Consider the following 26,192-nt stretch of genomic DNA (forward strand, 5'->3'; position numbering starts at 1 on the left):
AGCGAGCGGCAGCCAGATACACAACCATGCGCCAGTGCCCCTGAACGCAATCAGGATTTTACTCCAGTAAATTGGAAGGCATTTACGACGCGTGCCCTATGGCAGGCAAATTTTCTACACCCCGAAATCCATACGTTAGAAAAACGCGTTGTGCTCCCAGATGTGAGGCCCTAGAATGGACCATATCACACCACACAAACTTGATCATGGCAAAGAGAATAATTGTGGGAATTAGTGGCGCGTCTGGCGCGTTATATGCCATACGGATGCTGCAAAAGCTGCGCAAATCCAAATACGAAGTCCACCTTGTGGTAAGCGATGCAGCAAAGATAACCATATCACACGAGTGCGGTCATTTACTCACAATGGAGCAGTTATACACAGATTATTGCACACACTACCATGATGTGCGCAGCGTAGGCGCTTCAATAGCAAGCGGGTCTTTCAAAACTATAGGTATGGTCGTAGTTCCATGCTCGGTGCGCACTATGTCTGAAATCGCCGCCGGTGTAACCTCTAATTTACTAACTAGGGCCGCGGATGTGGTACTGAAAGAGAGGGGAAAATTGGTGCTAATGCTCAGAGAAACCCCACTACATCTGGGGTACTTGCGCACCATGGTATCATTGGCAGAAATGGGAGCAATCATCGCCCCACCCATACCATCGTTTTATCACCACCCCAAGTCACTAGATGACGTGGTGAGTAATTCAGTGGACAGAGTGCTAGGCATGTTTGATATACAGCAAGAGTTACGTGAGTGGCAAGGAATCTAGTCCACATCACCCAACAACCAAACCAGTGCGAAAGCTGCATACCTGCGTGCGCGCAGCGCGGCTACACCTGCCTTGACCCAACGTGCACGAGTTTCACGAACATCAGCGCACCAAGCACCACAGGAGCTAGAAGCGGTAAAACCCATAGGAGCCGAGTGTACCCCTCGTAGGGTGTAACACTTAGTATTTGCTGCCCGTACCTATCTCTAAGACCAGCTAATATCTCGTCATCCGTACGACCATTGAGAATTTCACCCCTTATTAGCTCTCGCATATTAACCGCAAACTGGGCCTGCGAATCACGCAGCGATTCTCCAGAGCACACTAGGCACTTAGTCAGCCTGAAAATCCTATCAGCGCGGGACTCCATGCCCTTAGACAGCAGCCTATCATCGACCGCAAAGGAGGCAGCATAGCAAGGAAGGGGCATACACAGAAAAAAGAACAGAAACAGCCGGGCCACAGACAAACCATATACACGCACGATAGTGTCTACAACAAAACCACAAGGCATGCAAGCAGCACACCACAAAAAACATCGCAGAAGGGACCATCATCGTGCACTGTACAGCGTGAAAACTGCGGTGGTGCGTAGAGCCACGGTTGCATACGAACTACCAATGGCCTGATTTATATTCCATTTTAGGGTCGTTATCGATTTTGCCTAAGTTACTAAATCGATAACAACCCTTATATACAAAGCACGGCGTAACATCCGGCAAATTTTATAATTTACTACCCAGATTCTTGCCGCTACACTGAGCAGTCGTCACACTGATGCGTCTGCTGCACGTTGCTTAGAACTTAATATATAAGTCATAACATGCCTTGTATCATTCTGAAAATTTCTAACTTTTGCCTCACAAATCCCGCCATATTAGCAGTCAAGCCAACATATAGACAAGGTGGGCACTGGTAACCTTGGCATCATTCCTACACACATATCGGGACTACCCGCCAAGTATAAGCTTTGTGCGATTAGAGCCCAGGAATCTTGGCCTCCCTCACCTTATTCATGACCAACTCTGAAAACTCCAGAAATGACATGGTGCCTATGGTGAGTTTGTTGCCATTAGATTTAATGGTAAAAGTTATGGTATCGGCGTCATCTTTAGCGACAATGGAAGCACTCTTTATCGCGTCGATGATGACCTCAAAAAGTGCCATATAGTTGACTTCGCTCACCACCTCGCTTATTGCCTCATGCTCCTTTCCAAGACGCGTTTGTTGAACGATATCAGCCACAAACTTCGAAAATTCAGCAAAGCCTCTAAGTTCGAAATGTAGGTCTGACTTACACCTTGCAGGCGAGATTAACATACAACTCTCCGACAAGGATGTATTGCCGTGCACCAGCAGGCTAAATCCATCGCTACGAAGCTCAATATGTTGAATATCCGCATACAAAGCCCTTTCGGCCTCTGCAGACCCACGTGACTGTGATAGAGAAAGACCTTTTGCTTGGAGGAATAGGCCTCCAGACCCGTCGGCACCCTCGTTCCTTACAACCTCCGAATTAAGAGTAACGGCAAACTCCTGCTCACCACCCTTGGAAGCTAGCTCATCGTCTTCTACAGACAAATGCGCCCTATCATACACAGAAACATACCCGCCGGAGGCCGCGTCAAAGCAGGCAACTCCACCCTCATCAGAATACGTAAACTTCACCACTTCATTCTTCTTGGCCGCATTTCCGAGCACAAGTTTCCTAAGCACGTGCATTAGCAGGCTATCTTCAAACACTGCGCTGTAGCTGGCGCTGGTCTTGCATTCTACTGCGCCTGATTCATCTTCTGCATCTTGTGGTAACCCAAATATCTGTACGCTCCCACCTGGTAATGCGATATTGAACATGTTATCCGAAACACTATAAGACAGTGATAGGGACTCCGCTACAATAGACACACCGGCGCCGACGTCCACTTTAAAATTCCGCAGTAGGACTTCGCGTGGAATGACCCCCTGTATTTCGATATCTTCATAGTCGATTGACTGCACCGGGAAAATGCCACGTCCAGCACCACGCATGGCATCTATAACAGACAGAGAAGCCTGCTTGGCAAGCCACCTGGAAGCCGGATAAGCCCCCGCAAGGAGGCCGAAAGCCAGAACCAACAAGACCGCACCAACCGACTTTAATTTAGTCATAGCACCACCGCCAATAGAACACGTACAAACCGCTTACTCATCCTTTCCGGAAAAGGATACATTCCTGGTCTCGCTAGGTAAAATGACACGCAACCCATCGAGTTCTTTGGTCACAATAATTTGGCACCCCAATCTTGATGTCTCAGTCAACCCAAATGCTAGATCAAGCATATCATTTTCCTCATCCGACAGCTCATTGTGCGATTCTACCTTGTCGTACCACTCGGGATCAATTATTAAATGGCATGTGGAGCAGGCCAACGAACCCTCGCATGCACCCTCCAAATCAACCTTATTCCTGTGCGCCAACGTAAGGAGAGTTTCCCCTTCGTGGGCCTCATACGTTTTCTCAACTCCATTATGAGATACAAAAGTTACCGACGGCATTTATAAACTCCGAAAATCCTAGCCACTATTCCTCATGCAATTTTCCACAATCAACAAGCCTCTCCCGAAGCTTTTTTGCTGCGTCACGCATTTTCTCTACATCTGACCCAGCCATAGCGATCTTAGCTCCAGAAAGCGCATCGTTGGCCTCCTGCAATGCAACCCCAGACAACCGCCCACTAGCTAGCTCCCCCTCTAGCAACTCAGCAATGCGCGCGCATTCTACCCTACCTGCGCTAAGTTCTCTAGAGGCCATGTCCTCATCAAAATTCTCCACCGCACCGAGTACATGCCGTTTTACATCTTCTGAAGTAATACCTTCAAGCTGATGCACCTCTACACATTTCTCCAAACCAGTAGACTTTTCGCGGACAGAAACAACCAACAGGCCGTCCATGTCGACTCTGAATTCCACTTTCACCCTAGCCTCACCCGCAGGTAAGGGGGGCACTTTAATATCGAACCTTGCCAAAGACCTGTTCGCGTCGGCCATCTCTCGTTCCCCCTGACACACGTGTATGTGTATAGCAGTCTGGCCGTCAGTATACGTGGTAAATTCCTGTGTCACAAGAGCCGGCACCGGGGTATTGCGAGATATTATGGTTTCGACTGCTCCTCCCATCACCTCAAGGGATAGAGAAAGGGGTACAACATCCACTAGCACTTTCTTACCCGTAGCAGCGGGATTTGAGAGGTAATACGCCTGGAGTGCGGCTCCAACAGCCACAGCTTTCTCGGGATCAACGCTATCGAACACCCGCCCACAAAACATAGAGTCCAGCGCGGCTTTTACACGAGGGATTTTAGAGGATCCTCCAACCAAAATGACTCTAGAAACATCGCGTGGCTCGATCCCAGCATCAGAGATTGTCTGTTTCAAAATCTTCATGGTTCTGGAAACCACTTTATCTACAACTTCGGTAAACTCAGCATCGGTTATGCTACATTGAAAAACATCACCACATATCCTGAACTCAAAGGCGCCACCGTTGCCTCCACTCAGGGCCTTCTTAGCATTACAGGCGTCAAGCACCAAGCCGTCAGCGTACGGATCGCCACAAACCTGCTCGCGTTTCCAACTTTCGTACTTTGCCACAACCAGTTCTGCAAGCAACTGGTCTATGTCATCCCCTCCTAGGTGGGTATCCCCACCTGTAGCCAATACTTGAAACACCCCATCGTAGAGCCTTAGAACGGAAACATCGAAGGTGCCACCCCCAAAATCATAAACAGCACATATTTCCACGCCACCGGCCTGCTCAACTTTGTATGATAGCGCAGAAGCGGTTGGTTCGCTCAGCAACCGCAACACCCCAATACCGGCCATCATAGCGGCATCTCTGGTTGCCTTTCGCGCAACCTCGTCAAAATATGCAGGGACTGTGATAACGGCATGCGTAACGTCCTGGCCGGTGCTATTCTTGACCAACTTGACAAGGCACTTGAGCACCTCAGCAGCAGCCTCGACCGGTGTTATCGCCTTATCTTGATCAACACTAAGCGCTGCACTGCCATTTTTATCTACAACCTTTGTACCGCAAAATGAGCCGCTGTGCACATCTTTGGCAAGCTTGCCCATTAGGCGCTTTGTGGAGCGCAAAGCGCACAAGGGATTTGCATCATGTCCCACATTTACCGTCCCATTGCGGGTATATTCAACAATTGAAGGGATTAGAGATCGCCCAGCTGGGTCCTCAAAAACCTTAACGCTGCCATCATGCTCTACAACGGCGATCAGGGAGTTGGTTGTACCTAAATCTATTCCAAATGCAACGTCCCATTCCGTCGTTGCAGGCTCGGTTATATCTAACAGCTGCATGCGGCCCCGCTTTTGTTCAGCTTTTTCAGGTATTTCAGCTTCTCAACCTGTAGCGCAGCCTGGTATATATCACCTATTTCGAAGAACTTCCCCATAAGTTCTTGACACTTTGACATTTCTGACGTGATCGCGGATTCTGCGTCATGGGCATCGCACACGTCAAATACCTCAGATACCAGGTTGTTCCGGTCTTCATTTTGCAGCTTTATACCATTAAGTTCTAGAATATACTCCGCCCGTGTCAATGGGGATTTAAGCACGGAATACGCCTCATTCACCTTTGCAATATTCGCAACAGCGGATTCTTTTTTCGTGAGATCAGAAAAGCAATCCGGATGCATGCTACTTTGCATGGCTACATAGTTCCTCTCCATGGTTTCAAGATCTATGAAAAAACTGACCTCTAAACCAAGCAGGGTAAAGTAGTTCTCAGACATAAAAACTATCCCCACAGCCGCATCTTCCCTTTTCGTTGGGGTTTTTAAAAACGAAACCAGACGACAACCTATCGCTATAATAGTCAACCGTGGTGCCACGGATGAACATCATGGCCTTTGGCTCTATCAGTATCACAACCTTAAACCCATCGAACACCTTTTCAACTTTCACTTCAAGCGGCCTGATATCGTACGCGTATTCTATGTGATACTTAAATCCATAGCACCCTTTCTGCTTCACAAGGATCCTAATCGCAACACCAGGATTCCCCTTGTTCACCAGTAGCTCCTTCATTCTGCGCCACGCTGCATCCGTCACGATGATGGGGGAATCACCACACCAATTGCCTTTCTCAACACTCAGCCCCATAGGTACCTCAATGTTCACCACCCCCTTTGGCATTCTGCTGCTTGCTCTTATAATCGTGCACCGCGGCCTTCACAGCGTCTTCAGCTAACAAAGAGCAGTGTATCTTTACTGGAGGTAGGGACAGCTCCTTAGCAAGAACGGTATTCTTTAGCATGCACGCCTCCTCTATCGTTTTGCCCTTTATGCGTTCCGTAGCGAGCGAGCTCGCAGCAATCGCGGCCCCGCACCCAAACGTCTTAAACTTGGCATCAACTATTGTGCCATGTTCATCCACTTTTATTTGTAGTTTCATTACGTCTCCGCAACTCGGAGCCCCAACTAACCCAGTCCCAACACTTAGATCATCTTTAGGCAGAGAACCAACATTTTGCGGATTCTTGCAGCGATCCAACACAGCGTCACTATAACTCATATATCCTCCTATGCATCCCACTTAATAGTCTTCAAATCGGTACCTTCCTGTACCATTTCCCATAGAGGGCTCATCTCACGAAGTTTGCGCACACTCCGTATCACCAAGTCCGCTGCGTATTCAACTTCCTCCAAGGTAGTAAATCTTCCTATTCCGAACCTTATGGATGAGTGCTCAAGATCCTGCTCTACATTGAGGGCACGCAACACATAAGACGGCTCCAAAGAGGCAGAAGTACATGCAGAACCCGAACTCACTGCCAAGTCATTAATTGCCATGATGACAGACTCCCCTTCCACATAAGAGAAGCTCAAATTCAGGTTTCCCGGTATCCTTTGGGAGTAGCTCCCATTTAGAACCACATGGGAAAGCTCCCCTCTGATCTTATTATACAGCACATCACGCAACATGCGGATTCTTTCATTCTCGGTTTCCATCTCCTCAACGGCTATCTTGGCCGCCTCACCGAGGCCAACTACCAGAGGTGTCGGCACAGTGCCAGACCTCATACCACGTTCTTGCCCTCCCCCACTGAGCAGCGGTACCAGACGCACTCTTGGGTTGCGGCGGCGCACGTATAACGCACCAACCCCCATTGGGCCATATATTTTGTGCCCAGAAATACTCAGCAGATCCACGTTCATGTCGTTAACACTTATAGCCACCTTGCCAAGCGCCTGGGCTGCGTCAGTATGGAAAAACACACCCCTACTTCTGCATATCTTGCCTATATCGCTGATGGGTTGAATGACCCCTATCTCGTTGTTGACTGCCATGACGGACACAAGTATTGTGTCATCCCTTATTGCACTTTCGAGTTTATCCACCTCTAATATGCCATCCCCCCGAACATCGAGGTAAGTTACTTCAAAGCCTTCGGTTTCAAGATGTCGGCACGAATCTAGCACACATTTGTGCTCGGTCTTGAGGGTTATTATGTGGTTCCCTTTGTTCTTATAAAAGCGCGCTAGCCCCTTGATAGCCAAATTATTAGATTCCGTGGCACCAGAGGTGAATATAACCTCCTTAGGATCTGCACCTATCGCCCCAGCAATTTGCTCTCTAGCAACCTCCACTGCAGACTCAGCCTTCCACCCAAAAGAATGGCTGCGTGAATGTGGGTTGGAAAACTGTCGAAAATACGGGATCATGGCCTCAAGCACCCTATCATCTACCCTAGTGGTAGCCTGATAGTCAAAAAACATAGGAGGTTGCACTCCCTTGCTTCCCGTCATACTTATAACCCCCCATCAATCACTTCAAAGCCTTAGTTAACCGCCGCGTGAAAGTTGCTATAAATCCCATACCAACAATCAGCAATCTTACAAATCTGGTCATCTGTCACTCCAGGCCCCAGACTTATCCTGATAGCACTCTGAGCACACTCATCACTGGCCCCAAGCGCAGACAACACGTGTGATGCGCCGGGTTTGCCCGAAGAGCAGGCGGATCCCACGCCTATCGCCACCTTATGGCTATCAAAGCCCATAACCTGTAGTTCTTTACTCACACCAGGCATGGAAACACATGTGGTGTTGGGCAGCCTGTCTACATCGCGTCCAAAAATCACACATTCGGGCACAAATTCGCTTATTTTCCTTTCCAATAGATCGCGCATCTGCCTAACAGCCGCCATTTCACCTACGCAAGTTTGTATACCATCCAAAGCTATAGACAAAGAACAAATCGCCGCTACGTTTTCTGTACCAGCACGTAACCCTTTTTCCTGTAGCCCACCGAATATCATGGGTTCTACTCCAACATTTTTGCTGTTAAAGAGCAGTGCACCGGCACCCGGTATTCCGCCGATCTTGTGCGAAGAGATAGTAACAAAATCTGCACCAAGCTCGAGCACGCTCACCGGAATCTTCCCACAGGCCTGCACAACATCAGTGTGCACGGTAGCCCCGTATTTACGCGCAAGTCTCACAACTTCCTGAACCGGTTGTATTGTTCCCACTTCGTTGTTAGCTAACATGACAGAAACTAAAGCCTTTTCCCCGTTAAGCGAGCTCAATATGCCATCTAGAGCATCGAGAGATATCACGCCAGAACCGCTTACTGGAATTATTGTGGGATTTACCGCAGCATTCATTACAGAAGGATGCTCGATGGCAGAGATAATATGCTTACAATCGGCACTACTCCTGAAAACCAAATTGTTTGCTTCGGTGCCGGAAGAAGTAAATACTACATCATATCCTGCAGCGTCGAGCCTGTTTATAACCGTTCCTCGTGCATCTTCAATGACTCCCCTAGCCTTCTGGCCCAACTTGTGAACGGAAGACGGATTATAAAAACCCCCGAACAGAAGCTCATTACCTAACTTGTGCCTTACCGGCGCACTCACAGCAGCGGTCGCGTTGTAATCTGCATATATATAGCCGTCATCGCCGTTTACAACCCTGAGGTTGTTGTTGAATACATCCAAAATGGAAGTATTCTTCAGATAGTGCATGACATATTTCTCAATGCCATCCCATAAATTATGGCTATTACACTTGACGCCGGGAAACGGCAGACAGCCCACGTGCCCACTCTCACACCTAACCATCCTAATCTTATCTCCAACAGAGTCCAGTAGCAAATCCAGCGTTATGTGCTCAGGAGGCATTCCAAGAGAATACCCTCCGCCCGGTCCCCTAGTTGATTTCACCAGCCCCTTGCTCTTCAAAGACGTTATAACCCTCTCTAAATAACCCTCAGAGAGAGATTGTTTGTCCGCTATGGAGGAGGCCCTCTTTGGTTTGAATGCACCACCCGGCTGCCCCTGGTTGAGCAACCCTACCATGAACATCACGGCGTAACGTAACCTCGTGGTCATCAACATGGCGTCCTCACTCTAAACGCGTACAGTGGCAGAAGCAACAACCGGGGCTAGGTAAAAGATAAAAAAAACCCTTGGTAAGAAGGAACTTTTTAGTTAGCATCTTCACGGTGTATAGTGATAGTGGATAATATACCCCGTGTCAAGTGGGTTTTTTCCTGCAAGATGGCTGTGGCGGTATGGCAGATGTCTGGTAAGTGTTAATGCGAGAGGTTTTTTTTAATGGGCCTGCGGGCAAAATAGAGGGAAGATACACGGGTAGTAGGGATGCTGACGCCCCTCTGGTGCTAATACTTCACCCTCACCCCCAGTATGGTGGGAGTATGGACAACAAAATAGTATACAACCTCTACCGGGTATTTGCCGTTAATGGCTTTTCCGTCCTTCGGATAAACTTTCGGGGTATTGGCAAGTCTGCGGGTGTTTTCGACAAGGGTGTAGGGGAGCTGAGTGACGCAGCAACTGCCGCGGATTGGCTCCAAAACAATAGCCCTTCGGTTTCGTCGTTCTGGGTTGCAGGTTTTTCCTTTGGGGCATGGGTAGCGATGCAACTTATGATGCGCAGGCCAGAGGTTGACGGGTTTGTCGCGGTATCTCCACCGGCAAATAGGTACGATTTCTCGTTCTTATCGCCCTGCCCTGTACCTGGCCTGATAATTCAGGGAGACAACGACAGCATCGCCGAGGAGGCTGCAGTTTCCCAGCTTGCCTCAAGGCTGAGCGCCTCAATCAAGAGTGAACACATGCAATATTACGTCGTAGAAAGGGCAGACCACTTTTTCCGTGATCATATCAGCCAACTTAACGAGGTGGTTGATGCGTATATAAAGTCCAGGATGTCGGCTGGGAGCGAGCAGGCGTTTTCTGCTAAGAGGCTCAAGGGCAAGCACCCAGTGTATGCTGGGTAGTGCGCAGGGTTTGGCTGCCACGCACGGGAGTTGTGATGAATGTGGGTGGCCGTTCCGTTGGTCGTCGCGTTGCTTTAGCCGGGTTTAGCAGTTCTCCAGTTGTCTATGCACATAGAGCGCCCGTCTGGTGGTGTGTAGTCTCAGAGTCTTTAGGGGTAAAAGTAGGTCCACAAGGGCCTCTTGTGATGTCCGGGAGGGGCAAAGTCCATATGTGACAAATAATCGCGCGTATCCCAGCGCATAGGTTTTTCTCAGCTTGGTCCCAAGGCGGTGGTTGAAGGCGGTGGTTTTGTATTGTACAATCCCGATATTATTTCACGAGAAACAGCGGTGCACAGTTCCTGGCCCTTCAAAGAAGCAGAAAGAATCCTACAAGCGTTTGGTGAAGAACGAGAAGTGGTCTTGTCTGTCGGGTACGGGCCCTCCGGGTTGCCGCACATTGGAACTCTGGGCGAGGCTGTGCGAACAACATTTGTGGCCAACGCATTGCGTGAGATTTCGCCAAACACTTCAACTAAGATCCTAGCGTTTTCGGACGACATGGATGGATTGCGCAAGGTCCCAGAAAACATTCCGCAACACGAAATGGTCGCTGAATGTTTGGGTAGACCCTTAACATCTATTCCTGATCCATTCGGCACCCATCAGAGCTATGGGCACCATATGAACCACATATTTTGTGAGTTCCTCGACAGGTTTGGAGTTGAATACGAATTTAAAAGCGCTACCGAGTGTTATAAGTCTGGAGTGTATGATTCCGTATTACTCAAGCTATTGCAAAATTATGATAGGGCAGCCAAGGTGCTGCTTGCCACTGTTGGGGAAGAGCGCCAAAAAACCTACAGTCCATTCTTGCCTATCTGTCCTGAAACGCTGAAGGTTTTGCAGGTTCCTGTAGTAAAAACAGATGTCGCCAGCGGAACGATTTTTTATGAAGATAGTAATGGGAATCTTGTCGAAACACCTGTAACTGGCGGGCGCTGCAAGCTGCAATGGAAGGCAGACTGGGGCATGAGATGGGCGGCGTTTGATGTACGTTATGAGGCACATGGGAAAGATCTAACTCCCTCAGTGAAGCCATCCTCTGAAGTGTGTAAAATTTTAGGTAAAACCCCTCCAGTTTTGTTCCCGTATGAGCTGTTCCTCGATAGAGACGGCAAGAAGATTTCCAAATCCAAGGGGAACGGGCTTTCCGTCGAGGAATGGCTAGCCTGCGCCCCTTACGAGAGCCTGGCGCTATATGTGTTCCAAAACCCAAAAAGGGCGAAGCGCTTGTGCTTTGATGTAGTCCCAAAGTTTGTTGACGATTACTTATCCCTGGTTCAGGAATATAACCGCGCTCCCACCGCGGATAATCCCGTCTGGCACATACACAACGGCAAGGTTCCGAACATCGAGCTATGTGAATTGACGTTCTGTCTACTAATAAACATAGCCTCTGCGTGTAACGCAGAAGATGAGCAAATGTTGTGGAAGTTAATAAGACGCTATAGAGGCGATATTGATTCTAGAGCCGATACTGTTACTCTCAGTAAGTTGGTGAGTTGTGCCGTGGTTTACTACCGCACGTTTGTAATGCCAAATAGATCATACAGGGTCCCTAATGAAAATGAGCGGGGCATGCTTTTGGACTTAGCAAAAACTCTAGCAACGGTGGGGGATGCTGACACTTCTGCTGACATACAAAACCATGTGTTCGCCGTTGGTAAAAAATATTTGCCAGATAACCTGAGAGAGTGGTTCAAAATGCTATACGAGGTGTTGCTTGGGCAAAGTGACGGTCCAAGATTTGGGTCATTCGTGAAGCTTTACGGAGTTGGCAACACAATAGAGCTCATCGAAAGGGCCACTTCTGCGGATAGTAGCAATTGACACGGCAAAATGTGGGTGCTATTCTGGCGGTCTGTTCTCCGGAGTTTGTTGTGATGTTGAGGTTTTTCACTATATGCTGCGCTGCGCTTTCCCTGAGCGGATGTTTTTTTTCGTCTGTACAATATCATGGATACCCAAATGCGGGCGTGCAGTTCTGGGATGAAGTCAAAGTAGGTGAACAGAAGCAAGGGGTCGTAAGGCTGCTCGGGTCGCCTGTAATAATCGATGGAGGCGCGTGGCTATACCCTTCCTGCGAGGTTCGCGGGGTTGCTGCATCTGTTGTCAGAAAGTACAGCTGCACTGTTTTGAAGATATCTTTCGACGGAGACAACGGAACAGTTTCTGACATTGAGCGGCTTAACACGCCTATGGAGCATTTACCACAGATTGAGAGTGCAGGCACACCAATCACCGGAGTGAATGACGGGGCTTGGCGTAGGATCGAGGGTGTGTTTAGCAAGTTTCCGTTTAACAGCAAGAAGAAATAGCCCATAAGCGAGTTTCGCACTTTTGGTGCAGGCTATCGGTTGGGGGTACGTTTTAGTATTCCACCAATACCAGATATAGTCCGTGTGGGGGCGCGGTCGCCCCAGCTGCTGCCCTGCTCTTGCGCTCTAGTATCTCCAAAACGTAAGATGGGGGAAATGCCCCGCTCCCACATTGAACCAGCGTGCCCACGATAATTCTGACTTGCTTATGTAGAAAAGACTTTGCAGATACATGCACGAGTATGTTGCTCCCGTCCTTAACGCACTCGATTCTATCTACCGTGCGCACAGAAGATTTGGATTGGCATTCCTTCGCGCGAAAACTCGCAAAGTCCTTTTTTTCGCCAACCATGTAGCTTGCAGCCTCTTGCATACAGGATACGTCTAACCGCTTGGGTATGTGCCATACTCGAAGACGATCCAGGCACGGAGGCGCATCTCTATTCACAATCTTGTACATATAGTGCCGCTTTTTGGCCGAAAACCTGGCATGAAAACTCTCTTCAGCCGCTTCCAGCGAGAGAATAGAGACCATATCAGATCGCAAATAGTGATTAAGTGCATTTTTTATTACATAATCTTGCAGCGAGGTGTTCAGGTCAAAATGTATAACTTGGCCAAGAGCGTGCACACCGGCATCCGTCCTTCCTGCGGCAAAAACCGTCACATATTGCTGGGAGAGACGATATATAGCACCCTCAACCGATTCCTGTACTGACTTTCCTACCGCACTCTTTTGGCGCTGCCACCCTATAAAAGCGGTGCCGTCATACTCAACAACAGCTCGGTACCTCATCCCAACATGTAGTGCAGAATAGCCTTGCGTACGGCCGCCCCCATTTTAACCTGAAGCAGCACAGACGAGTGGTTATCAGCCACCTCGTCAGAAATCTCAACACCCCTGTTCATCGGACCCGGGTGCATGACGATCACGTCATCCTTTGCCAGAGACAATCGTTTCTTGTCCAACATGTAAAGACGAGAGTATTCTTTATCGAGCATAAAATCCCCACTAGTCATGCGCTCTCTCTGTATTCTCAGAAGCATTATGACATCCGCCCCTTCAATGCCCTCTTCCAAGCTGTGCGTCACCAATGACACCCCATCCGGCACATGAGCCACAAACGTTGGGGTCACTACCCTGATGTTCGCACCATACCTGGACAGCAACCTTATGTTTGACCGCGCAACTCTACTGTGAAACACATCTCCGCATATAGCAATCTCCAACCCGCGAACCTTACCACCTTTCAGGGAGCATATCGTGGCATAGTCAGTAACGGCTTGAGTGGGGTGCTCGTGATGGCCGTCACCAGCGTTAATGACGCAACAGTCACCCGCCCTTTTGGCAATTTCATCAACTAGGCAACTCTGATCACAGCGCACAACTACCAAGTCAGTCCCCATAGCGACCATGGTGGATATGGTGTCTGATATGCTTTCACCCTTGCACATTGAGGACATGGCAACGTTTAGCGTTACAGATATGGCACCCAAAGCCTTTTCCGCAATCTCAAATGCAAGTAGGGTGCGAGTGGAACCCTCAAAGAAAAGATTCACTATAACCTTTCCCCGCAATACCTCATCACTGGCCTCCTGCGCCATATATTTGTTCGCTAAGAGGAGCAGATTTTCCACATCCTTATCACTCAAGTCCGAAACCCGTAGCAGCTTCTTCAAGCTTCCCATAAAACAACACGTATTCAGTCGTGACGGGTGAATTTAACATCATTTGAAAGCGAAAATAAAGAAATTATCGAGGGCCCGGCCGGCCCTTTTTAGCGCTCACAGCCAGAACCGGGCAACATCAACAATTCTCAGACCGAAATACAGACACACGGTTGGCCGCTGTTAAGCGAGATAACTCTTGCCGGAATCACCCCACGCTTTCAAAAAGTCTTCCAAACCCGATCAGTGAGCGGATGCAAAAAAAGCTGCTTGAATACTGCCACGGGGACGGTAACTATATCTGCTCCGGCCTTGGCAGCTTCAACCACATGCATTGGGCTCCTCACAGACGCGGCCAAAATCTGAGTGGCAAAGCCATACTGTGAATACACACAGCTTATATCCTCAATCAAAGAGGCTCCGCTGCCGCCTAGATCGTCAATCCTACCCATAAAGGGAGAAACAAAGTACGCACCGGCCTTGGCCGCCAATATTGCTTGGGTGACTGAAAAGCATAGGGTAACGTTCACCTTCACCTTATGAACGCTGGATAAAGTTTTGCAGGCGCATATGCCGTCAAAAGTCATGGGTAATTTCACCACAACATTTTCCGCAATCTTAGCCAACTGCAGACCTTCATTGACCATACCATCGGCGTCAGTAGCAATTACTTCGACACTCACAGGCCCGGTTACCAGCCGGCATATCTCCGTCAACAACTCTCTACTAGGCTTCTCAACCCGAGACAGCAACAAAGGGTTGGTGGTTACGCCATCAACAATACCAGTCTTGCATAGAACAGACATGGACCCCGTATCCACAGTGTCCAAAAATATCTTCACCCTTCCAATACCTTATTAATAAACTCCAAGTCAACCCGGGCAAGCTCGCCAAGAAGCCCGCCATCGAGCGCTGCCTTTTCTATAGCATCCTTCACGCTCCGAAGCTTTTCCTCAGCACAATCTTTAGACAGCACGATCATATCGGCCATTATATTGCAGACATTGTCTCTAATGCTCATTACAGCATTGGATACCACTATAATATCAACAACGCTACTTACGTCTCTTAGTACAACCCCGCCCGGCAGCAAATCCATAACGGCCCGCTCGTGATGCGCCATTACCATCAGCGCCCCGGTGGGAGTGCGCGCAGACAAGGAGCACACATCCACAAAAGTGAGCTTGCGCTCCGGAGAAACAAACTCAACACCAAAACATTCCATGGCAACTCAACAACTAGCGCACAACACTTACGAAACCATACCACAAAGCTCGCACACCGCAAGCCCAGCCGGCCGTCATTTCAGAGATGCAGCTTTCTTCACCGCATCGTCTATACCACCAACCATGTAAAAGGCCGCCTCCGGCAGATCATCGTACTTTCCTTCCACCAACCCCTTGAAGCTACGCACTGTATCCTCAAGTGATACAAAGCTCCCTGGATGCCCAGTAAACACCTCCGCCACGTGAAATGGCTGGGACAAAAACCGCTGAATCTTCCTTGCTCTTGCAACCAGCAGTTTATCCTCCTGAGACAACTCGTCCATACCAAGAATGGCAATAATATCCTGCAGAGACTTGTACGTTTGTAATATACGCTTGACCTCCTGAGCAACTTCATAATGCTCATTACCAACGACCTCCGGCGCCAAGGCCTGAGAGGTAGACTCAAGCGGGTCCACTGCGGGGTATATACCCAACTCTGAAATCTGCCTAGACAATACCGTGGTTGAATCCAGGTGCGCAAAGGATGTGGCAGGCGCGGGGTCTGTCAGATCATCCGCAGGGACATATATAGCCTGAACCGAGGTAATAGACCCGATATTGGTAGAGGTAATCCGCTCCTGCATAGCACCCATTTCAGCAGCAAGAGTGGGCTGGTAGCCAACCGCAGAGGGAATACGGCCCAAAAGCGCAGACACTTCCGAACCGGATTGCGTAAACCTAAACACGTTATCTACGAAGAACAGAACATCCTGCCCTTCAGCATCACGGAAATATTCCGCCATCGTCAAAGCGGTAAGGGCTACTCTCATTCTGGCCCCAGGAGGTTCATTCATCTGTCCATAAACCAAAACAGCCTGAGATTTTCCTGGCTCGTCCCTGCTAATAACTCCAGATTCTACCATTTCACGGTATAAGTCGTTACCCTCACGGGTACGTTCACCAACACCCGCAAAAACTGAAAATCCCTTGTGGGCCCTTGCAACATTGCTGATCAGTTCCATAATCAGCACAGTCTTCCCAACGCCGGCCCCCCCAAACAGCCCAACTTTACCACCCTTCAGGTAGGGGGCCAGCAAGTCTACAACCTTAATACCCGTAACGAGCACTTCTGCAGCGACTCGCTGTTCAGACAGGCTGGGAGCCTTCGCGTGAATAGGGCGGAACTCTACATCGGAACTAACACTCCCCAAACCATCTATTGGCCTGCCCAAAACATCAAAAACCCTGCCCAGAGTACCTCTGCCAACCGGAGCCATCATCTGGTTCCCAGTGCTGATAAACTTGTCTCCCCTTGACAGGCCATCGGTGCTTCCCATGGCCACACATCTGACCACACTATCACCTAAGTGCTGAGCAACTTCTAGCACCAGTTTTTCACCAGTATATTCTAGCTCACTCTCCAGGGCACCTAAGACCTCCGGCACACCACCATGAGGGAACTCAACATCAACTACAGCGGGCATCACCCTGACAACTTCGCCAACACCAGACATACCGGCAGCCGCACGTTTCTGAGCAACCTTTCCTTTCATTAGTACCCCAACAACCCATCCAGAAGCAGCACCCCAGCCAGGCCAGCACGCCGCGGATCACCAAGGAGCCTTACGTGCCCTTAGCCGGACTCGAACCAGCACACCCTCACGGGCAGTAGATTTTGAGTCTACCGCGTCTACCATTCCGCCATAAGGGCCGCATCACCGAACTAGATACTACAATCTATTTTACGCAAGTCAATCCTTAATAGAGAGTCATCTACAAACCAATCTGCAGGTACTATCTGGCACTTTATTCTCCCACCGTGACCAAGATTATACTTTACATGCAGCTTGTAGATGTGCAATATCCGCATTGTGCGCGGCTCAAAGTGCCTAAATGCAATCAACTTGTCTAATCTGTGGCCCTTCTACAAAATGAATTGCAAAAACAATTTCAAGATATACAAGACGGTAAAAATATGCTAGGAGTACGCCTGCGTTGTTTCTTGTCAGTCAGTTGAAGTTGTCGCGCGCGTTATGTCTTACCATCTGCTGGATAAACAAACTAGCGACTTTCTTATCAGCGCGGTAGAGGAAGGTAGGTCCTCGGACATCAAGGAAGTCATAGACCGGGTAGATGGAGTACAGCTTGCCTATTTCCTGTTGACGTCAACCCCAAATCACCGCAGAGAGTTACTAGGATACGTTAGAGACGGCCTTATACCAGAGATCTTGCTACATCTCGTGCCGGGGTTGCGCAAGGAAGTGATCAAAACTCTGGGAACGGAAAAGACCGCACTCCTGGTGAGTGGACTAGAGAGTGGGGATATTGTCGAAATTATCGAAGACTTAGACGAAGAATACCAGAACGCGATTATAGATCTACTACCAGAATCCCAAGGTACGCTGATAAGAGAGCTGCTTTCATACCCAGAAAAGAGTGCTGGTAGGCTTATCTATAAAGACATAACTGTTGTACCCGAATATTGGAATGTGGAACAATTGGTCGATTTTTTGTGCAACCATGCCAGACCTAACAAGAAGTTTCACGAGATTTTCGTGATAAACCCTCAGCTGCAGCCTGTAGGAATATTGGCTCTAGACGACATAATACGTGCCAAAAGGAATAGCATGGTAAGGCAGCTGATGAACACTGATATTAAAATCATCAGGCCGGGAGCGAAGCAAGAGGAGGTATCTGAAATATTTCGCCAGTATTCGCTGCTGTCCGCACCCGTAGTCAACAAAGACGGGCGCATCATTGGCTCGATCTTGGTGTATGACATAATTAATGTAGTGCATCAAGAAGCGGAAGAGGACGTCCTACACATGGGTATGGTATCAAGATGGTGATGTTACCTCTTCCACTATAAGCACAGTGGTGAAAAGATTGCCGTGGTTGCTAGTCAATTTATTGACTTCATCTGCCAGTTCCATAGTTATAGGCTGGTTCAGCGAGACGATAAGGAGTTTTATCGCGCTATCTATTATAATGCCGATGATAGCGTCTATGAGTGGAAACTCGGGGTTACAAGCCTTGACCGTAACCATACGCGCTTTGGCGACAAAGCAGTTGACATATAGAAACTCACGCAGGCTGCTCTTCAAGGAACTGTGTGTGGGCTTTGTCAATGGAGCAATACTGGCTGCCATAGCCTCTGTTGCCATTATAATAAGGTTTCACAATACATCGATAGAGGTATTATTTGTCGCCTCAATGATTATAACCTTCTCCATTGCCACCTTTTCCGGGGCGGCGGTTCCTATGCTGTTGCACTTCTTTGGTGCAGATCCAGCAGTGTCATCATCAATAATAGTATGTGCAGCGAGCGACATAATAGCGTTTCTCATATTCCTGGGCCTCGCTACAGTCTTCCTAATGTAGCTATACAGAAGCACGCACGTGCCAGCCTGTTTGCCAACCGCAACTGTCCACTAAAAGCGCCGGTCACCTGCACTGAACTAGAGTATAGGAATCTTGAAGCGCCATGCAGCGTCGGGGTGGAGAGATTCGAACTCCCGACCCCTTGGCCCCAAACCAAGTGCGCTACCAGGCTGCGCCACACCCGAGAGATCCGGCTAGGGTACAGTATATTGCAGTTAGTGTCAATATGCCCGATAACGGGGATATAGATAGCCCAAAGCTCGTGTTGGTTAGGACATATCCGTCAGGATAAACACTTCACCAGCGTGAAGTCTAAGATATTTCTTCACCACTGTATGTAAATTTCTTATTATCTCAAGTACACAGTGTTTGTTAGCCCAAGGTTATTGATATAGTTAACGTTAAAACTGCAAAGGGTCGGAAGATTTCTTCTACAAGCTGGATACGTAGGCAAATTAACGACCCGTACGTTATGTTGGCAAAAAGGCACGGTTATAGGTCTCGTTCGGCATATAAGCTTATAGACATCGATGGCAAGTTTAAACTCTTGCGGCGCGGCAGACGTGTGTTAGACCTCGGTGCATACCCTGGAGGTTGGTCTCAGGTTGCAGCGGAACGGGTTGCGGAAGGTGGCAAGGCGCATGTAGTAGCCGTAGACATGGCTCCCATGGAGCGCATTCCTAATGTTGACTTTGTGCAGTGTGATATAGAACACTCACCAGAGTTACTGCGCGAGGCGCTACAGGATAGGAGGTTTGATGTTGTGCTATCAGACATGTCTCCAAAATCCTGCGGACATCGGCAAGTTGACCATGCCAACATCATAAATCTGTGCGAAACGGCTCTGGATCTGGCAGTGGAGTTCTTGCGCCCGGGCGGGAGTTTTGTGACTAAAATCCTGCAAGGGGAATACGAACAGGAATTTCGCAGGTCGCTGCAGTATTATTTTGAGTCAGTAACATATTTCAAACCAAAATCCAGCAGAAGCGAATCTTCTGAAATATACTTAGTGGGAACGAAGTTCAAAAACCCGGGGTACCCTTACGGTGACCTCGAAGATGCGCCATCCGAACGTTAGATGACGAACTACCGAATCAAAACCGCAGTACAATAGCACGCCGCACAGATGCCAACACCGTACATGTGCACAGTGGGGCTGGCTTTCAGCATTTTTCATCGCCTTTACCTCTCGTAGATGAACACGTATAAGCAGGTTATGCGCACCTATATGTATAGCATCACTCAAGCTGACCTAGCCCCCATCGCAACTCCAGTACCGATAACGTATAAAGGGGACAACTGCACACCTCACCTGTAGATAGCATCTCCCCTCCCTAACCCCAAACAACCATGATGCCTACACTTCCAGTCACGTCGCACTTTACAAAGCACAGTTTATAATCGCACTGACACTATATTGTTGTGTACGGAATCGGCTTTGCACCGGAAAATTTGCCTCACTTTTCAACCCAGCGTTTGCGTGAACGTTGTGTTTATGATACAACGTATGCGACGCGTACGTGCGTGTAGTGGGTCTGGTGTGCTTTCCATTGAATTGTAGTACTTTGTGCGTGCCTTGTTGGCGTGGCACACATCCCCCCCCCCCCACGCAGCGCTGTTATCAAGAAAGTGTATGGGGAAATTGGGAGGTGATGGATATGTTGGTGGGTCTATTATACTTTATAGCCGCTAGCGTGAGTATTGGAATTGGAGTGCTGTTAGAGTCGGCGTTTTCTGCCGCTTGGGAGGATAAGCAAGAGGCTGAGCGCGGTACTGAAAGTAAAGAAAAGGATCGCGAAGAGGAAAGCGCCGAAGTAGAAAGGGAACAGGGAAAGCTCTCATCACCCGAGCAACCAGCCAGTGCCCCAGCACTACTAAGCGGCGTAAAAGGAATTATTGATACCAGTAGCATCGCCGATGCAGTAAAAAAAAGGCTGAAAGACGTGGGTGTTTGTCTGCCGAACAACGCAAGTACCAACGAACTTGTAAGAAAAGCCGTGGATGCCATGGTTGAAGAGATGGTGCAACGACTGCAGCAATCGGCTGAAGCCTTGTCACAGGTTAGCACCGGTGAAATGGACGCGGCAACGTTGCAGCAGCAGCACCCTAAGACGTCAGCTGTTCTAGAAAGTGTGAAACAAGGTTTGACCGCACGAGGTCTAACTGCAAGCAGTAGCGTGCTAGATGTTGTCAATAGTATAACGCAGGGTACATCCGCCATAGGACAGCAACGTCAGCAGGCCACTATTTGTGGCGGCACGGGGGCTGATGTAATTTCTAAAGCAGCCAGCACTGCGGAGGGAGCTACTGGGGCCGCTGAAGGTGCCACCGCCGGCGTTGTTAACGAAGCTGTGGGTTTGACTACTAATGAAACCGGTACCACTACTGCAGAGACTGGTACTAGTGTGACTAATGGCACAACCACTACACTTACTGCCTCTAGCGAAGCGGCAACTTGCCACACGTTTGACGATGAAGACCAGCAACACACTGGGACATGCCCTGCTAATGTGGTGGATAACTCCTCACCAGGAAGCGGAGGACCCTCTACATATGTAGAAGAAGCTCAACCCCTCGGGGGGGGGAGGACATGGCACCTATCGCCTAGCTAGTCATTATTAGAACACACGCTGGGGCTCGCGAACAGCGGTGTAGCCCGTAGTGCCATGCTGTACTGAGTATAGAGTGAGAACCCGTTCTGAGCACGCAACAAAGTTCGAAATAAGGTGCTAATGGTCAGACTGCTGGTACGGTGATGGTAGTGGTTACCCAGCCCAGCAATCCAAGAACTGAGATTGGTGCGATCAAGGATGCTCTGGCTGGTAGTGCTGGTGTCGCGCTCAAGGATGCGGCTACCCCGCCTCACTTTTCGTGATACTTTGATACAAACCTATTGAGCAGCATCACACCAAACCCAGTTGCCCCTTTAGCGCACACAGCAGACCCATCGTCATCCCAAGCAACACCGGCAATGTCCAAATGTGCCCAAGGTACCTCATTTACAAAGCGCTGCAAGAACTGCGCGGCAGTTATGCTGTCAGCCCCACGTCCCTTGGTGGAAATATTTTGCACATCCGCTGCTGGGGAATCTATCATCTTGTCGTAAGCATCTCCCATGGGCATGCGCCAAAGCTTCTCATTAACTTCCTCACCAGCTTTTGTAAGCTGCTCAGCCAGGGAATCATTGTTGGAAAAGAGTCCTGCATACTGGTTCTCCCCCAACGCAACGGTTATTGCTCCAGTCAAAGTCGCTAGGTCAACAATGAACTTCGGAGAGAACACCTTCTGCGTGTACCACAGAGCATCGGCCAAGACTAGCCTGCCCTCCGCGTCTGTATTTAAAACCTCTATGGTCTGTCCAGACATGGAAGTGACAATGTCACCAGGACGCTGGGCATTTCCACCAACAGCATTCTCAACCAGCCCTACCACACCAACTGCGTTTACCTTCGCTTTTCTTGCGGCTAAAGTCCTCATCAACCCGACAACAACAGCAGAGCCGCCCATGTCATACTTCATGCTCCACATACCCTTTGCAGGCTTGAGCGATACGCCCCCAGTGTCAAAAGTCACGCCCTTGCCCACAAACGCCAGCGGAGCCCCACCACCAGGTGCCCCAGTGTATTTCATCACGACCAATCTTGACTCTTTAGTGCTGCCCTGCCCAACTCCGAGAAGGGCCATCATGCCCTCGTCTTCCATGCGCTTCTCGTCAAGCACTTCTACCTCAACCCCGAGCGGAGTTAGCTCCTTCTGAATTCGTGCCGCATATTCTTCTGGGTACAAAATATTTGCAGGCTCTGACACAAGCGAGCGCACGAAAAATACTGACTCTCCTTCCGCTTTCCTAAGCGCATCAAAAGATTTCTTTGCAGACTCCGCGTCCCCGGAAACCAACACGTTGATCTCCTGAACCGTGGACACATGGTCAGACCTCTTGCTGTGAAAATATTGGTCAAACTTGAAACTGCGTAAGAAAGCCCCGTAAGCCACTCCGAGCTCTGAGCCGCTAGGTGAGATATAACCACATTACGTAGCGTGTTGTTGCTGTAACTAGTGTTGGTGTGGTTGCCAGTGAAGATAAAGACTGGTGCTGTGACTCAAGTGCTATACTGAGTAGTAGGCGGGCTTGCCTCAGACTGAGGTGATGCTAAGGGTGGTAACACCCATATGCACTATACTCATGCAATGTTCTACCCCTGCACTCTTGTGATTGCTAAACCACCCTACCCAAAAACCTAAAAGTCCTCCCACCAGCGCTACATGGGATAAAAAGGTAATCATTAAAAGCGTCTACAACAAGGAGAAAAGTTAAGGTTGCAGTGGGTGCTATGTGCGCCTCCCAACCATTGCACGCACAGACTCCTTAATATATTCATATTATTAATAAGTTGTTATGTAGTGTCATTGTACACTAGGACTGGGGAGGTAGACCCTACTTACACGTGAAATACCCCGCGTTATAGGCCTTAGCGGGATAATTATCCCGCTAAGGCCTATAAACACCCAGCAAACAGAGCTACGCATAAACCATATGCCAGCATCTCCGCAAGGAGGAGTAAAATTGAGTTCCAGCGCAAAAACAGGAAAAGCACTTGCACATCGTATCGCAGTAGCAAACAGAGCTCATGCGATATCTGGGGTACTGCTGAATATAGGCAAGCTACTATGTGCAGTAGCAGTAATATGTGCAATTGCTCTGGCTGGTGGTGGTCTGCTATTGCTGTGGCTGGTGCTATATCAGCAGTAGCTGCAGTAGCATATTTAGCAGTAACTGGAGTATCTATAAGGGATTTATATAGATCTTGTAAGCAAGTTATACAAGTAAAGGAAGAAGGATTAGTCACTGTACAATCATTACAACCTGTTCTTACTCCTATAACTCCTATAGCTGGAAAAATAAATTATGGGAAAATTGCTAGTGCTGCTGAGGGTGGTAAGGTTGCTGTTGAGATGCTGGTAACTAAGGAGGGTGCTGCTGCGAAGGCTGGTGTCAAGGTTGCTAAGGATAGTGTCAGGGTCGCTAAGGATAGTGCCAAGGCTGGTGTCAAGGTTGCTGGTGCTCAGTGGTCAGGGTGGTGAGATTCTACTGGTAACAGGTGCTGTGGTGGTCTGTCCTGGGTTCTGTGGCTGGGAATGTCGCTCAGGCTGCCGCTCAGACTCTAGAGGCTCAGGCTGCTGCTGCTGAGGCTGCTCAGCTGCTGCACTGTAGTGGCCTGGTAGTGTTGGTGGCCGGGTGATTGTAGGCTCTAGGTGCTGATTGGGTGGCTAGTGTGGCTGGGCTCTAGGTCCTCAGGTGCTGAGATTCTGGGACTGCTAACAGGTGCTGCTGGTGTATCGGGGCTATGTTGTCTGCTCTGGTGCTGTGGTTGCTGTGGTGCTCTACTCTTTGCTGGGACCGTTGCTGTGATTACTTGTGCCTGTTGTTGCTGTAGGAGTACTGTTGAGATTGGGCCCAGTAAGGTCGTAGCTCAGGTTGCTACCAATTCTGGTGTTGCCAAGGTCATGGTTGAGGTAGATCCCAGTGCCATAAAGGATGCTGCTAAGAATGCTAAGATTCCTGTGATATCCATGAAGGAGATTGTTGTAGCAGGGAGTAAGAAGGATAATACAGAATATGATGTCATAGAAAACTATAAACCACAGCAGGTTAGTAAAATAAAGTGGCTTAATGCTCCACCTGTTGGTGGCCCAACTATGAAACTAGTCATGGCTGTGGTTTGTGTTGCTGTTGCTGTGACTAGTGTAAGTACTGGTGCTGCTGCTCCTGTAATTGCTATAGCTGTAGTCTCTTGTGCGTTCTATGCCAGTGCTGCAGCTGCCTATGTGTGTAGACGTAAAGCTGGTGCAATCAAGGATGCTGTTAAGGCTGGTCAGCTCGCTTATGCACCTGCTGAGATTGGTGAGATTGCTCCAGATGTTGAACCTGAACAGAGTACTTCTAAGCCACCAAAACAGGAAAAGTGTCAGGGTGTTGGGATTGCTAATGAGGAAGATTGGGTGCCTGTTGCTAAGGCTGCGGCTGTAACTATTGGTACCGGTGCTAAGGATAGTGTCAGGGTCGGGGCTAAGGAGGGTGCTGCTGCTAAAATTGCCAAGGCTAGTACTTCCAACTCTGATGTGATGAAGTCTCTTGCGGGAGAAAAAGATTTCCTCGAGGCTGGTGCTGATCTTTACCAGGCTATTGCTAGTGCTCAAGATTGGGAGCCTGTTGTTGGTAATGTTGCTACCGTGGCGCAACAGTCAAGAGCAAGATAGGGGGGCAACTATGAAATACTGGCGGGAAAAAGAAACAACTTACTGCCGTCGTTTGCCTCAACTACGTCATCGCTGCCTAGCCTTATTTTGCCTAGAGATATAAGCCGTACTGCCTCAGGGTAGCACACATGCTCCGCAGCCAGTATCCTGTTCGCAAGGCTTTCTACGCTGTCGTTGCTCAAAACTGGTACTGCCGCCTGCATTATTATCGGTCCGGCATCCAGCTCCGGATAAACATAATGCACAGTACACCCAGTAACTTTAACCCCGGCTCTCAAGGCCTGTTCTTGTGCCCGCATACCTTTGAATGCTGGCAGCAGAGATGGGTGTATGTTTATCATTTTGCGATGCCATTTTTGAACGAATCCCCCCTCTAGTATGCTCATAAAACCTGCCAAGCACACCAAGTCTACCTTGTGATCCGTCAAAACTTGATCAATTCGCTCAACATCTAGAGGCTTCCTCTCGACGACGAACGAGCGTAGCCCGTAGTTGTTGGCAATAGAGAGCCCCGCAGCTTTGGGGTTGTTTGATATAACACACTCCACAACTGCAGGGAACCCGTCATCTAGACATGCCCGAGCTAAGACTGCCATGTTTGACCCCCTGCCGGAGATCAACACGCCAAGCTTAAGACGGTCTGCCCCTGCCATGCGGCTACCCCGCCTCACTTTTCGTGATACTTTGATACAAACCTATTGAGCAGCATCACACCAAACCCAGTTGCCCCTTTAGCGCACACAGCAGACCCATCGTCATCCCAAGCAACACCGGCAATGTCCAAATGTGCCCAAGGTACCTCATTTACAAAGCGCTGCAAGAACTGCGCGGCAGTTATGCTGTCAGCCCCACGTCCCTTGGTGGAAATATTTTGCACATCCGCTGCTGGGGAATCTATCATCTTGTCGTAAGCATCTCCCATGGGCATGCGCCAAAGCTTCTCATTAACTTCCTCACCAGCTTTTGTAAGCTGCTCAGCCAGGGAATCATTGTTGGAAAAGAGTCCTGCATACTGGTTCTCCCCCAACGCAACGGTTATTGCTCCAGTCAAAGTCGCTAGGTCAACAATGAACTTCGGAGAGAACACCTTCTGCGTGTACCACAGAGCATCGGCCAAGACTAGCCTGCCCTCCGCGTCTGTATTTAAAACCTCTATGGTCTGTCCAGACATGGAAGTGACAATGTCACCAGGACGCTGGGCATTTCCAAATTATTACCCAAGCTTCTATCTTC

The 26,192-nt window shown here is 49.1% G+C and carries 27 protein-coding genes, 2 tRNA genes and 3 pseudogenes; 13 read left to right on the forward strand and 19 right to left on the reverse strand.

Annotation, left to right across the window (positions count from 1 at the left end; all coding sequences use genetic code 11):
* Positions 1–206 precede the first annotated feature (206 nt).
* Positions 207–776, forward strand: a complete 570-nt coding sequence (locus AOV_RS02315) for a UbiX family flavin prenyltransferase (protein WP_075139482.1) — start codon at positions 207–209, stop codon at positions 774–776.
* Positions 777–837: 61 nt separating this feature from the next.
* Here AOV_RS02315 and AOV_RS02320 read toward each other — a convergent pair whose 3' ends face one another.
* The 9 genes from AOV_RS02320 to AOV_RS02360 all read right to left on the reverse strand — a co-directional run bounded on the left by AOV_RS02320 (position 838) and on the right by AOV_RS02360 (position 9,179).
* Positions 838–1,239 (reverse strand): cytochrome c-type biogenesis protein, encoded by a 402-nt coding sequence (locus AOV_RS02320; protein ID WP_233497223.1) that lies wholly within the window; start codon positions 1,237–1,239, stop codon positions 838–840.
* Between the two features lie 515 nt (positions 1,240–1,754).
* The gene (locus AOV_RS02325; protein WP_075138972.1) at positions 1,755–2,924 is read right to left on the reverse strand and encodes a hypothetical protein; all 1,170 of its coding nucleotides are present in this window, start codon (positions 2,922–2,924) and stop codon (positions 1,755–1,757) included.
* Positions 2,925–2,957: 33 nt separating this feature from the next.
* Positions 2,958–3,311 carry a ferredoxin family 2Fe-2S iron-sulfur cluster binding protein gene (locus AOV_RS02330; protein WP_075138973.1) on the reverse strand — a complete coding sequence of 118 codons (354 nt, stop codon included), beginning with the start codon at positions 3,309–3,311 and terminating at the stop codon, positions 2,958–2,960.
* A 25-nt stretch (positions 3,312–3,336) separates the two neighbouring features.
* Positions 3,337–5,130, reverse strand: a complete 1,794-nt coding sequence (locus AOV_RS02335; RefSeq protein ID WP_075138974.1) for an Hsp70 family protein — start codon at positions 5,128–5,130, stop codon at positions 3,337–3,339.
* Positions 5,118–5,567 carry a Fe-S protein assembly co-chaperone HscB gene (hscB, locus tag AOV_RS02340; protein WP_075138975.1) on the reverse strand — a complete coding sequence of 150 codons (450 nt, stop codon included), beginning with the start codon at positions 5,565–5,567 and terminating at the stop codon, positions 5,118–5,120. Before hscB ends, AOV_RS02335 begins: the two co-directional genes overlap by 13 nt.
* Positions 5,560–5,937: a HesB/IscA family protein gene (locus AOV_RS02345; RefSeq protein ID WP_199463087.1), complete on the reverse strand. Its 378-nt coding sequence runs from the start codon at positions 5,935–5,937 to the stop codon at positions 5,560–5,562. The genes hscB and AOV_RS02345 overlap by 8 nt, the downstream gene beginning before the upstream one ends.
* Before the next feature lie 7 nt (positions 5,938–5,944).
* Positions 5,945–6,349, reverse strand: a complete 405-nt coding sequence (gene iscU / locus AOV_RS02350; protein WP_075138977.1) for a Fe-S cluster assembly scaffold IscU — start codon at positions 6,347–6,349, stop codon at positions 5,945–5,947.
* A gap of 8 nt (positions 6,350–6,357) precedes the next feature.
* Entirely contained in the window at positions 6,358–7,584 is a 1,227-nt protein-coding gene (locus AOV_RS02355) for an IscS subfamily cysteine desulfurase (protein WP_075138978.1), read from the reverse strand.
* 32 nt (positions 7,585–7,616) lie between these two features.
* Positions 7,617–9,179 carry an aminotransferase class V-fold PLP-dependent enzyme gene (locus tag AOV_RS02360; RefSeq protein WP_075138979.1) on the reverse strand — a complete coding sequence of 521 codons (1,563 nt, stop codon included), beginning with the start codon at positions 9,177–9,179 and terminating at the stop codon, positions 7,617–7,619.
* A gap of 200 nt (positions 9,180–9,379) precedes the next feature.
* Here AOV_RS02360 and AOV_RS02365 point away from each other — a divergent pair, with 200 nt between their 5' ends.
* The 3 genes from AOV_RS02365 (at position 9,380) to AOV_RS02375 (ending at position 12,444) form a co-directional block, all read left to right on the forward strand.
* Positions 9,380–10,084: an alpha/beta hydrolase gene (locus tag AOV_RS02365; RefSeq protein WP_075138980.1), complete on the forward strand. Its 705-nt coding sequence runs from the start codon at positions 9,380–9,382 to the stop codon at positions 10,082–10,084.
* Between the two features lie 330 nt (positions 10,085–10,414).
* Positions 10,415–11,956 carry a lysine--tRNA ligase gene (locus tag AOV_RS02370; RefSeq protein WP_233497224.1) on the forward strand — a complete coding sequence of 514 codons (1,542 nt, stop codon included), beginning with the start codon at positions 10,415–10,417 and terminating at the stop codon, positions 11,954–11,956.
* Between the two features lie 53 nt (positions 11,957–12,009).
* Positions 12,010–12,444 carry a hypothetical protein gene (locus AOV_RS02375; RefSeq protein WP_075138981.1) on the forward strand — a complete coding sequence of 145 codons (435 nt, stop codon included), beginning with the start codon at positions 12,010–12,012 and terminating at the stop codon, positions 12,442–12,444.
* A 52-nt stretch (positions 12,445–12,496) separates the two neighbouring features.
* Here AOV_RS02375 and truA read toward each other — a convergent pair whose 3' ends face one another.
* The 6 genes and pseudogenes from truA to AOV_RS02405 form a co-directional block, all read right to left on the reverse strand.
* Complete coding sequence (truA, locus tag AOV_RS02380) at positions 12,497–13,240, reverse strand: tRNA pseudouridine(38-40) synthase TruA (RefSeq protein WP_075138982.1); 744 nt, start codon at positions 13,238–13,240, stop codon at positions 12,497–12,499.
* Positions 13,237–14,133: an aspartate carbamoyltransferase catalytic subunit gene (locus AOV_RS02385; RefSeq protein WP_075138983.1), complete on the reverse strand. Its 897-nt coding sequence runs from the start codon at positions 14,131–14,133 to the stop codon at positions 13,237–13,239. The genes truA and AOV_RS02385 overlap by 4 nt, the downstream gene beginning before the upstream one ends.
* Before the next feature lie 162 nt (positions 14,134–14,295).
* Positions 14,296–14,954, reverse strand: a pseudogene (fsa, locus tag AOV_RS02390) (fructose-6-phosphate aldolase).
* The gene (locus AOV_RS02395; protein ID WP_075138985.1) at positions 14,951–15,337 is read right to left on the reverse strand and encodes a hypothetical protein; all 387 of its coding nucleotides are present in this window, start codon (positions 15,335–15,337) and stop codon (positions 14,951–14,953) included. Before AOV_RS02395 ends, fsa begins: the two are co-directional and overlap by 4 nt.
* 75 nt (positions 15,338–15,412) lie before the next feature.
* Positions 15,413–16,834 carry a F0F1 ATP synthase subunit beta gene (gene atpD, locus AOV_RS02400; RefSeq protein ID WP_410518153.1) on the reverse strand — a complete coding sequence of 474 codons (1,422 nt, stop codon included), beginning with the start codon at positions 16,832–16,834 and terminating at the stop codon, positions 15,413–15,415.
* Positions 16,835–16,948: 114 nt separating this feature from the next.
* A tRNA-Leu gene (locus tag AOV_RS02405) sits at positions 16,949–17,031 on the reverse strand.
* 322 nt (positions 17,032–17,353) lie between these two features.
* Between AOV_RS02405 and AOV_RS05400 the strand changes: the two genes are divergently transcribed.
* On the forward strand, positions 17,354–18,169 hold the full coding sequence (locus tag AOV_RS05400) for a magnesium transporter MgtE N-terminal domain-containing protein (RefSeq protein WP_233497225.1): 816 nt from the start codon (positions 17,354–17,356) through the stop codon (positions 18,167–18,169).
* Between the two features lie 37 nt (positions 18,170–18,206).
* A complete protein-coding gene (locus AOV_RS05405; protein WP_233497226.1) occupies positions 18,207–18,701 on the forward strand; it encodes a magnesium transporter in 495 nt (164 codons plus the stop codon).
* Positions 18,702–18,811: 110 nt separating this feature from the next.
* Here the strand turns inward: AOV_RS05405 and AOV_RS02420 are convergent.
* Positions 18,812–18,886: transfer RNA gene (locus AOV_RS02420), tRNA-Pro, on the reverse strand.
* A 287-nt stretch (positions 18,887–19,173) separates the two neighbouring features.
* On the opposite strand from AOV_RS02420, the gene AOV_RS02425 reads away from it, so the two are divergent.
* From AOV_RS02425 to AOV_RS05490, 3 genes are all read left to right on the forward strand, one after another.
* A complete protein-coding gene (locus AOV_RS02425) occupies positions 19,174–19,779 on the forward strand; it encodes an RlmE family RNA methyltransferase (protein ID WP_075138989.1) in 606 nt (201 codons plus the stop codon).
* A 580-nt stretch (positions 19,780–20,359) separates the two neighbouring features.
* Positions 20,360–21,313 carry a hypothetical protein gene (locus tag AOV_RS02430; RefSeq protein ID WP_147314697.1) on the forward strand — a complete coding sequence of 318 codons (954 nt, stop codon included), beginning with the start codon at positions 20,360–20,362 and terminating at the stop codon, positions 21,311–21,313.
* 140 nt (positions 21,314–21,453) lie between these two features.
* Positions 21,454–21,576: a hypothetical protein gene (locus AOV_RS05490; RefSeq protein ID WP_267896387.1), complete on the forward strand. Its 123-nt coding sequence runs from the start codon at positions 21,454–21,456 to the stop codon at positions 21,574–21,576.
* Here AOV_RS05490 and AOV_RS02435 read toward each other — a convergent pair.
* Positions 21,564–22,697 (reverse strand): annotated as a pseudogene (locus tag AOV_RS02435) (leucyl aminopeptidase); the annotation flags it as partial. The gene AOV_RS05490 and the pseudogene AOV_RS02435 overlap by 13 nt on opposite strands.
* A gap of 568 nt (positions 22,698–23,265) precedes the next feature.
* Here AOV_RS02435 and AOV_RS05270 point away from each other — a divergent pair.
* From AOV_RS05270 to AOV_RS02445, 4 genes are read left to right on the forward strand one after another with little or no spacing between them, the layout of a single operon-like run.
* Positions 23,266–23,451 (forward strand): hypothetical protein, encoded by a 186-nt coding sequence (locus tag AOV_RS05270; RefSeq protein ID WP_147314698.1) that lies wholly within the window; start codon positions 23,266–23,268, stop codon positions 23,449–23,451.
* On the forward strand, positions 23,427–23,783 hold the full coding sequence (locus AOV_RS02440; RefSeq protein WP_147314699.1) for a hypothetical protein: 357 nt from the start codon (positions 23,427–23,429) through the stop codon (positions 23,781–23,783). Before AOV_RS05270 ends, AOV_RS02440 begins: the two co-directional genes overlap by 25 nt.
* Before the next feature lie 17 nt (positions 23,784–23,800).
* Positions 23,801–23,941, forward strand: coding sequence for a hypothetical protein (locus tag AOV_RS05315; RefSeq protein ID WP_158543032.1), 141 nt, complete (start codon positions 23,801–23,803; stop codon positions 23,939–23,941).
* Positions 23,942–23,954: 13 nt separating this feature from the next.
* Entirely contained in the window at positions 23,955–24,959 is a 1,005-nt protein-coding gene (locus AOV_RS02445) for a hypothetical protein (RefSeq protein ID WP_117374428.1), read from the forward strand.
* An 8-nt stretch (positions 24,960–24,967) separates the two neighbouring features.
* Here the strand turns inward: AOV_RS02445 and purN are convergent, their stop codons facing one another.
* Positions 24,968–25,612: a phosphoribosylglycinamide formyltransferase gene (gene purN, locus AOV_RS02450; RefSeq protein WP_075139484.1), complete on the reverse strand. Its 645-nt coding sequence runs from the start codon at positions 25,610–25,612 to the stop codon at positions 24,968–24,970.
* Between the two features lie 14 nt (positions 25,613–25,626).
* A pseudogene (locus AOV_RS02455) lies at positions 25,627–26,166 on the reverse strand (leucyl aminopeptidase); the annotation flags it as partial.
* Positions 26,167–26,192: the final 26 nt, after the last annotated feature.

Origin of the sequence: Anaplasma ovis str. Haibei (assembly GCF_002214625.1) — a bacterium.
GTDB lineage: Bacteria > Pseudomonadota > Alphaproteobacteria > Rickettsiales > Anaplasmataceae > Anaplasma > Anaplasma ovis.

Coding starts and splice junctions, on each gene's coding strand:
- AOV_RS02330 (WP_075138973.1), bottom strand. CDS start 3,311: ATGCCGTCGGTAACTTTTGTATCTCATAATGGAGTTGAGAAAACGTAT.
- AOV_RS02315 (WP_075139482.1), top strand. CDS start 207: ATGGCAAAGAGAATAATTGTGGGAATTAGTGGCGCGTCTGGCGCGTTA.
- AOV_RS02430 (WP_147314697.1), top strand. CDS start 20,360: ATGTTGGTGGGTCTATTATACTTTATAGCCGCTAGCGTGAGTATTGGA.
- AOV_RS02385 (WP_075138983.1), bottom strand. CDS start 14,133: ATGGGAAGCTTGAAGAAGCTGCTACGGGTTTCGGACTTGAGTGATAAG.
- purN (WP_075139484.1), bottom strand. CDS start 25,612: ATGGCAGGGGCAGACCGTCTTAAGCTTGGCGTGTTGATCTCCGGCAGG.
- AOV_RS02375 (WP_075138981.1), top strand. CDS start 12,010: ATGTTGAGGTTTTTCACTATATGCTGCGCTGCGCTTTCCCTGAGCGGA.
- AOV_RS02325 (WP_075138972.1), bottom strand. CDS start 2,924: ATGACTAAATTAAAGTCGGTTGGTGCGGTCTTGTTGGTTCTGGCTTTC.
- truA (WP_075138982.1), bottom strand. CDS start 13,240: ATGAGGTACCGAGCTGTTGTTGAGTATGACGGCACCGCTTTTATAGGG.
- hscB (WP_075138975.1), bottom strand. CDS start 5,567: ATGTCTGAGAACTACTTTACCCTGCTTGGTTTAGAGGTCAGTTTTTTC.
- AOV_RS02335 (WP_075138974.1), bottom strand. CDS start 5,130: ATGCAGCTGTTAGATATAACCGAGCCTGCAACGACGGAATGGGACGTT.
- iscU (WP_075138977.1), bottom strand. CDS start 6,349: ATGAGTTATAGTGACGCTGTGTTGGATCGCTGCAAGAATCCGCAAAAT.
- AOV_RS02345 (WP_199463087.1), bottom strand. CDS start 5,937: ATGGGGCTGAGTGTTGAGAAAGGCAATTGGTGTGGTGATTCCCCCATC.
- AOV_RS02360 (WP_075138979.1), bottom strand. CDS start 9,179: ATGTTGATGACCACGAGGTTACGTTACGCCGTGATGTTCATGGTAGGG.
- AOV_RS02365 (WP_075138980.1), top strand. CDS start 9,380: ATGCGAGAGGTTTTTTTTAATGGGCCTGCGGGCAAAATAGAGGGAAGA.
- AOV_RS02425 (WP_075138989.1), top strand. CDS start 19,174: ATGTTGGCAAAAAGGCACGGTTATAGGTCTCGTTCGGCATATAAGCTT.
- AOV_RS02395 (WP_075138985.1), bottom strand. CDS start 15,337: ATGGAATGTTTTGGTGTTGAGTTTGTTTCTCCGGAGCGCAAGCTCACT.
- atpD (WP_410518153.1), bottom strand. CDS start 16,834: ATGTCTGGTGTTGGCGAAGTTGTCAGGGTGATGCCCGCTGTAGTTGAT.
- AOV_RS02355 (WP_075138978.1), bottom strand. CDS start 7,584: ATGACGGGAAGCAAGGGAGTGCAACCTCCTATGTTTTTTGACTATCAG.
- AOV_RS05400 (WP_233497225.1), top strand. CDS start 17,354: ATGTCTTACCATCTGCTGGATAAACAAACTAGCGACTTTCTTATCAGC.